General features: G+C 71.0%; 6 protein-coding genes. 2 read left to right on the top strand and 4 right to left on the bottom strand.

The genetic code is table 11. The features are described from left to right. From KDM41_16200 to KDM41_16215, 4 genes are all read right to left on the bottom strand, one after another. The coding region (locus tag KDM41_16200) for a nitroreductase family protein (protein ID MCB1184970.1) at positions 1-479 on the bottom strand (479 nt) is incomplete at its 3' end. Between the two features lie 55 nt (positions 480-534). Next, the gene (locus KDM41_16205) at positions 535-1,566 is read right to left on the bottom strand and encodes a hypothetical protein (protein MCB1184971.1); all 1,032 of its coding nucleotides are present in this window, start codon (positions 1,564-1,566) and stop codon (positions 535-537) included. 119 nt (positions 1,567-1,685) lie between these two features. Further along, positions 1,686-3,242: a NapC/NirT family cytochrome c gene (locus KDM41_16210; protein MCB1184972.1), complete on the bottom strand. Its 1,557-nt coding sequence runs from the start codon at positions 3,240-3,242 to the stop codon at positions 1,686-1,688. A 10-nt stretch (positions 3,243-3,252) separates the two neighbouring features. After that, entirely contained in the window at positions 3,253-4,596 is a 1,344-nt protein-coding gene (locus KDM41_16215) for a hypothetical protein (GenBank protein MCB1184973.1), read from the bottom strand. 469 nt (positions 4,597-5,065) lie between these two features. Between KDM41_16215 and KDM41_16220 the strand changes: the two genes are divergently transcribed. Both KDM41_16220 and KDM41_16225 read left to right on the top strand, forming a co-directional pair. Next, the gene (locus tag KDM41_16220; protein ID MCB1184974.1) at positions 5,066-5,950 is read left to right on the top strand and encodes a hypothetical protein; all 885 of its coding nucleotides are present in this window, start codon (positions 5,066-5,068) and stop codon (positions 5,948-5,950) included. After that, positions 5,940-7,345 (top strand): PAS domain S-box protein (locus KDM41_16225; protein MCB1184975.1); only part of this gene is annotated, 1,406 nt, incomplete at its 3' end. The genes KDM41_16220 and KDM41_16225, both read left to right, overlap by 11 nt.

Raw genomic sequence — 7,345 nt, forward strand, 5'->3', positions numbered from 1 at the left:
CCGCAGGCGAGGCCCACCGACTCCTTGGTGTAGTAGTGGCGCACCTTGCCACCGTCGGCGTCCACCCCGTGGCGCTGTTCGAAGACCACGATCAGCCAGGGGGCGATCTCCAGGAAGGGCTTGGCCGCGTCGGTGCCGAGGGGAGCCAGGGCCTCGAGCCACTCCTCCGGGGCGCGCTCCGCGTAGAAGGCCCGCTCCTCCTCCTCGGCGGCCAGCCGGATCTCCCGCTTGAGCGCCGGATCGCCGACCACCTCGAAATGCCACGGCTGCTGGTTGGCGCCGCTGGGGGCCTGCCCGGCGGCTCGCAGGCACTCGCGCACGACGTCGGCCGCCACGGGCCGGTCGCTGAAGTCGCGGATGGTGCGGCGGGTGGCGAGTTCCGCACGGAAGGCACGGGCCGCCGCCAGCATCTCGTCGGGCGTGCGGTCGGGCAGGCCGGCATACGGCAGGTGGCCGGGACGGGGCGTTTCGGCGGACATGGAGCCTCCTCGGGCGGTGCGGGACCGCTCCAAGGTACAGCCGCCGGGCCCGGGTTCAAAGGCTGAATCCGAGCCCGAGACCCGCCGTCCAGAAGCTCCCCACCTGGCCGGGAGAGACCCCCTGCAGCCCGAAGTTGTAGCGCACGTCGAGGGAGACGTCGTGGCGGCGGGCGCCGCGCCACTGCAGCCCGCCGCCCACGTGGGCCCCCAGGAACGAGTCGGTGCCGAGGAACCAGCCCGCGCCGGTGGTGAGGTAGGGCGAACGGCCGGGCTCCGGCGAGCGCAGGACGGCGGTCACGGCGAACCGCAGCAGGCCCGACTGGCTGACCACCGCCTCGCTGCCCCCGTCGTACCGCACCGACTGCCCGTTGAAGTCGTCGTAGCCGACCTCGGGACCGAGGCTGAGGGTGCGGGAGATGTCGCGCCGCAGCGATGCCCGCACGCTCAGGCGGGTGACGGTGTAGTCCGGCGTGAGGGAGCGCGCGGCGCCGCCGAAGAGCCCGAGTCGCGTGACGCCGGGCGGCGCCGGTCGCGTCGCCGGCGCCAGGGGCATCTGCTCCGTCGGCCAGTAGTCGATCCAGCTGTGGGAAAGGGCGCCGATCGAACTGCCGAGGAGGCTGCCGCCGGCGGCGCCCACGGCCCCGGCCACGGCGAACCCGGCCAGGGCGCCCGGGACCCACGAGCGGTCCGGGTCGTCCCAGGTGGCGAAGGCGGCCCCCATGAGGGCGCCGTAGCCGCCGGCGAGGATCAGGCCGGACAGGGCGCCGACCCGGGCTCCCTCGCCGGTGTTGGACGTGTAGCGGCGGATCCGGACGATCTCCGCCAGAGGCACGGCCGCCCGGATCTCCGGCTGGTCCTGCCGGTCGAGCAGCAGGGTGTCGCCGGTGACCAGCGCCGGAAAGCCCCGCAGCGCCGGGCCGGTGTCGGTGTGGATCTCGATCAGGTCGGAGTCGTCCAGGGCCCGGAGGGCCTCGGCCCGGGTGCGGGGTTCGGCACCGGCCGCGTGGACGGCCGCCACCAGGAACAGCAGGACCGGGACGGCGGTCCGGGGCACCCGGGGCGGGGGGCAGGTTCGGAGCGGGGACACGCGCATCCTCCGGGGGGCGTGGGGCCGGTATCGATACGCACCATTCAACCAGTGGTTCCCCCAAAGGTCGAGGGGCAACCTGGCGGCTGCCCCTCGGACCTTCGACGGTGGGATGGCGCTCAGGGCGATTCTTCGCCCTCCGGCCGGGCGGCTTCCCCGTCGCTGGCGGCTGCGGGCAGGTCCGGGCCGGGACGCCCGAGGAACTCGTCCCGCAGGAACTGGTGCATGCGGCGGTCGGGGTCGCCCGCCTCGAGCGGTTCGAGATAGCGGAACGGGCTGACGCTGTCCTGGGCCAGGATCGAATGGCAGAGGGTGCAATCGTAGGGGATCGCCTCGCCCGCCTCGTCGACCATGTCCGGGTTGTGGCAGCGGAAGCAGCCGGCGCCGGCGCCCCGATGCCCGAGGTGCGAGCGGTAGGTGTTCCAGCCGACGGCCATCTGCGGGAAGATGTTCTGCGCGTAGATGGCCTGCAGTTCCGCGACCATCGCGTCCACGGCGGCCAGCTTGCCCGCCACGTCGTGGTCGCCCCGCAGGTACTCGCCCCGCACGGTGTTGTCGATCTGGACCAGGGCCGCGTCCTTGTCCTCGCCGAAGTTGCCCAGGAGGGCGCCCAGGGCGATCCGCTTGGCCCAGGGCAGGCCGGGATCGATGCGGCCGGCGGCGAGCGCCGCGTCGATGGCCTGCTCCGGATCCTGGTAGATGTGCGTCGCGCGGTTGTGGCAGTCCACGCAGTCCATGCGGCGCACTTCGGGTTCGGTCGCGGCTCCGCCGCCCACGGCGGCCTTGCGGTTCGTGAAGCGGTGGAACGCGTCGCCCCGCCGCACCTCGACCCAGGCCATGTCCGTCCGCTGCCGGTCGCGCGCCTCGTAGCGCACCTCGTTGCGGTCGGCGATGTGCCAGTGGATCGTGCCGCCGTGCTCCCCGCTGCCCGACCCCACCTTGAGCGCCAGGGTCGAGAAGCTCGGGGTCGAGGTCTCGTCCTGGGCGAACTTCGGGAAGGTCTTGATGCGGGTGCCGTAGAACTTGTCCGGCCAATGGCACTTCTCGCACGTCTCACGCGCCGGCCGCAGCTGGTGCACCGGCGTGGGGATGGGGCGTTCGTAGAGATCGAACGTGGCCGAAACGACCTGCCACAGGCCGTTCAGCTTGGCGTCGATCAGCGCGCCCGCCCCTTCGCCGACGTGGCACTCGACGCACTTCACGTGGGCGTGCGGCGAGTTCCGGTAGGCCACCCACTCGGGCTCCATGACCTGGTGGCAGGCCGTGCCGCAGAACTCGGGCTCGTCCATGAAGTGCAGCATGCGCGCGCCGCCGACCCCGATGAACATCACGTTCACCAGGGTCAGGGCGGCGATCGTGGCCACGAGCGACGAGCCGAGCCGCTTGGGCTTGACCATGTCCTCGGGGAATCTCTGCGAGAGCAACTCCTGTGTCGTGCGGCCCGTCGCCCGGCGGAACTGCCACCAGCCGATGGGGATCAGCACCAGGCCCAGCAGGAAGACGGCCGGCAGGGCCATGTAGCCGACGAGGCCGACATAGGCGTTGGTCAGGATTCCCGCCATCTGCAGCAGCTCGAAGAACACGAACAGCAGGAAGGCGGAGGTCGTCAGCGCGACCCCCACCGTCCCGGTCCAGTTGGTCGAGATGCCGCGAATGAAGAGCTGGAATCGCTTCATGCTCGGCTCCCTACTTGCTCTCCGCCGGCGTGGCGTTCACCTGGTACATGTCCTTGTACATCTCGGCCATCTTGCCCGACTTGATGTCGGCCTTGATGTCGGCGGTCGGGCGGCTCATCCACACGTGGTAGTCATCGGCCAGGACCGCGTCGATCATGGCGTCGAGCTCGGCGTTGTGGAATTCGCGCAGCTCGGGGATGTACTTGAAGTAGAAGTGCTGGGCCACGTCGTAGATGCCGTGCCACCACGTGTAGTCCGGGCCCATCATGGCGGCGCCGTGGCGCGCGCGACGGCCCTCGTGGTGCCAGATCTCCCACCAGGTCCACTCGTACTTGTTGGAGAAGTTGGCCGTGCCCTCGCCGAGCTTCAGCTCCTTGGCCTTCTTGTAGAGGGCCAGGCCGGGCTTGGCGTACTTCTCGTTGTACAGGTTGACCAGGCCGTCGAGCTGGGCGTAGTGGCCGTCGACGAAGCCGGCGCCGTGGCAGTTGCTGCACACGTCCTTCATGTTGGCGCGCTTCTGCTCCCAGTTGTCCTTGGTCTTGGAGACGGGCGGGCGCAGGGTCCAGCTGATGCGGTTGCCCACGTCGTGGGTGATGGGCTGGTTCGGCGTGGCCGACATGTGGCAGGTGGCGCAGGTGGGGGCCTCGAAGTAGTCGACGCCCACGATCCAGCGGTCGGCGTCCAGGTTCATCTCGTCGACGTGGGTGAAGTAGGCGTTGCCGTGCTTCGACTCCTCGTAGACTTCCTTCTGCGGATGGTCCGGGCCCAGGTGGCACTTGCCGCAGGCCTCGGGCTGGCGGGCCTGCTTCACGCTGAAGGCGTGGCGGGTGTGGCACGCGGTGCAGCTGCCCTTCGAACCGTCCGGGTTCAGGCGGCCGATGCCGCTGTTGGGCCAGCTGAGGCGCGACAGCTTGTTGGGGCTGTTCGGGTCGATCTTCACCTTGGTGCCGTGGCAGCTCTCGCAGCCGGCGATGGCCACCGGCGCGCCGCCCGCGGCGTGGGCCACGTAGGCGTCGTTGGAGTCGAGGATCTCGCCGGCGGTGGCGTGGTAGCTGTGCCCGACCTCCTCGGCCTCCTTCTTGTGGCACTGGCCGCAGTCCTTCGGCGTGACCAGTGTCGCGATCAGGGCGCCCTCGTGCATGAAGCCGTCGGCATCGCCCGCGGCGGCCTTGTGGCAGTCCAGGCAGGTGACGTTGTGCTTGGCGTGCTCGCTCTTGTACCACTGGTTGTACAGACCGAGGCTCTTCTCCTTGTGGCAGGTCATGCACTTGCCGGCGACGGCGTCGTCGACGGCGAGGGCGGCGCCCGCGCAGAGCAGGCTCAGGGCACTGACGATCAGCAGGATTCGTTTCATCTCGGGGACTCCTTCGTTCCGGTCGGTCCGGTTCCGCCAGGACAAAAGTGGATAAAGATGTCCGGTTCGCTGTGAACAAGTTGACAGGTTGCGTGGCGGGGGTCAAACAGGAAAATGCGGAACCGGGGGAGGGCGCCGGGGCGGGCCCGGATCAGGCCGCAGCCGGTCGCCGGGCCGAACCGGATCCGGGCGCGGCGCCGGCGAACCGTCCGGATCGCGGATGCCGGTGGAGATCCGCAAAGCAGATAATAGGCTCCATATATCCAATATAGCAACCGTCTGCATGAAATCCCGTTTCTACGCTGGTATTTCGTCATTTGCGGTGATATTGATTGTCATTCGCGACTATGGAGGTGGTGAGAAAATCGGGTTGCCGATCCCGATGGGGCGTCGGCAGCCTTCCCGGAAGGTTCGCACCCGCCGCCGATGGTGGCTTCTCATCCGGGGCCCGAGATCGTATGCTTGACCCATGACCTGGACCGACCACATGGAGTATGGCGCTTTCCGTCTGCTGACCGGCGCGCTCGCCGGATTGCCGACCCGCTGGACCCGGGCCGCCGGTCGCGGCGTCGGCCGCCTCGCGGGCGACGGCCTGCGGGTGCGCCGGCGCGTCGTCGACGAGCAGCTTTCGGCCGTGCTGCCCGAACTGCCGCCGCAGCGGCGTGTGGCCCTGCGCCGGGCAGTGTACGCCCACCTGGGCGAAACCCTGGTGGAGACGTTCTGCCTGTCGCCCGCCCAGGCTCTCGGCGAGGTGCGGGTGGTGCCGGGCTGGGGCGAACTCGACGAAGCGGTCGCCGACGGTCGCGGCGTCATCGTGGTCACCGCCCATCTGGGGAATTTCGAACTGGGGGGGCGGGTCCTGGCCCGGCGTTTCCCCGTGCTCGACGTGATCAAACCCATGCGGAATCCGCTCTTCGATCGGCACCTCGAGCGGCTGCGCGCCCGTTTCGGCATCGCCACGGTGCCCATGGACCACGCGGGGCGCACGGTGCTCGCCCACCTGCGGCGCGGCGGCGTGGTGACGCTGCTGGTCGACCAGGACGCGGGGGCCGCGGGGCTGCGCACGCCCTTCCTCGGACGTCCGGCCTCCACCTGGCCGGGCGCGGCGCGCCTGGCCCTGCGCACGGGGGCGCCCCTGGTGCCCGTGGCCATCGTGCGGGGCGACGACGGCGGACACGTGCTGCACATCGGCCGCCGGATCGCGCCGCCCGCGGGGCCCGCGGACGCGGCGGCGGTCGCCGCCCTGACCGCCCGCATCTCGGCCGCCGTCGAGACGTTCATTTCCCGGGACCCCGGCCAGTGGTTCTGGGTGCACCGACGCTGGAAGGGAGCGGAGGAAGCCCATGGCTGCTGAGCGCCGCGCGAACGGCGGGGCCGCCGGCCCCGCGGTGCCGCCCCGGGCCGCCCCGTGGGAACAGGTGTTCCGGCGCACCGAGGTGCCGCTCTTCGTCGAGGACATCGCCCGGGCGCGGGCGTCGATCCGCGAGGTCGCGGCGGCGGTGGGGACGGACGGCCTGCGCGGCTGGCTCGACGCCCACCCGGACTTCATCGGCCGGATCATCGCCGAGGTGCAGGTGATCGACGTGAACGACGCGGCGGTGCGGCTGAACGCGGCCGCGTCGCGCGAGGAGCTGCTGGTCTCCCTCGACAAGCTCGTGCTGCCGGAGAGCCTGCCGGCGTTCAAGGACCTCATCTGCATGCTGGCCGGCGACGCACGGCTCTACGAGGGGCAGAGCTGCTACCGGGCCCTCGACGGCCGCGAGTACCACACCCTGAACCGGGCCGACATCCCGGCGTCCGACGACCCGGACCAGCTGCTGGTCATCGCGACCGTCGAGATCACCGACCTCAAGGCCACGGAGCAGGCGCTGGTCGAGTCCGAGGAACGCTACCGGGTGCTGGTCGAGACGGCGAAGGACGTCATCCTGCGCCATGACCTGGCCGGCAGGATCACCTTCCTGAACCGGGCCGGACGGGAGCTGCTCGGGCGGGACGAGAGCGACCTGGCCACGCTCACTGCCCAGGAACTGCTGACCGAACGGGCGTTGCCCGCCGCCCTGGACCGGGCGGCGGCGCGCCGCCGCGGCGAAGACGGGGTGCTGCTCTACGAGACGGAGTACCGCCACAAGGGCGGTCGGATCGTCCCGGTCGAGGTGAGTTCGACCCTGCTGCCGGCCGCCCTCGGCGGCACCGGCGAGCCGCAGGTGCTGCTCGTGGCCCGCGACATCTCCATCCGTCGGCGGCTGCAGGCGGAGCAGGATCGCCTCGCCGGCCGCCTGCGCGACGCCCACAAGAACGAGTCCCTGGGCGTGCTCGCCGGCGGCATCGCCCACGACTTCAACAACCTGCTGGTCACGATCCTGGGCAACGCCGAGATGCTGCGTGCCGACGTGGGCGATGGCGCCGGGGCCCCGAACATCGACGCGATCATCGGGGCCGGCCGGCAGGCGGCGGAACTCTGCCGGCAGATGGTCGCCTATGCCGGCACCGCGCCGACCGAAGCCGGGCCGGGCGACCTGTCCGAGATCATCGGGGGTACGCGGGGGCTGCTGGCGGCGACCGTGTCCGGGGGCGCCCATCTGGGGTTCGAACTGGATGCGGACCTGCCGGCGGTGGCGGTCGAGGCCGCCCGCTTCCGGCAGGCGGTGCTGAACCTGGTGACCAACGCCAACGAGGCCCTCGGCACCGAGGGCGGCGAGATCGTCGTGCGCACGGGAATGCGGGATCCGTCCGGGGCCGAACCGGCCGG

This window comes from bacterium (assembly GCA_020440705.1).
Taxonomy (GTDB): domain Bacteria; phylum Krumholzibacteriota; class Krumholzibacteriia; order LZORAL124-64-63; family LZORAL124-64-63; genus JAGRNP01.

Excerpts from the sequence above, each read along its gene's own strand:
- KDM41_16210 (MCB1184972.1), bottom strand. The coding sequence starts at position 3,242 with ATGAAGCGATTCCAGCTCTTCATTCGCGGCATCTCGACCAACTGGACC.
- KDM41_16215 (MCB1184973.1), bottom strand. The coding sequence starts at position 4,596 with ATGAAACGAATCCTGCTGATCGTCAGTGCCCTGAGCCTGCTCTGCGCG.
- KDM41_16220 (MCB1184974.1), top strand. The coding sequence starts at position 5,066 with ATGACCTGGACCGACCACATGGAGTATGGCGCTTTCCGTCTGCTGACC.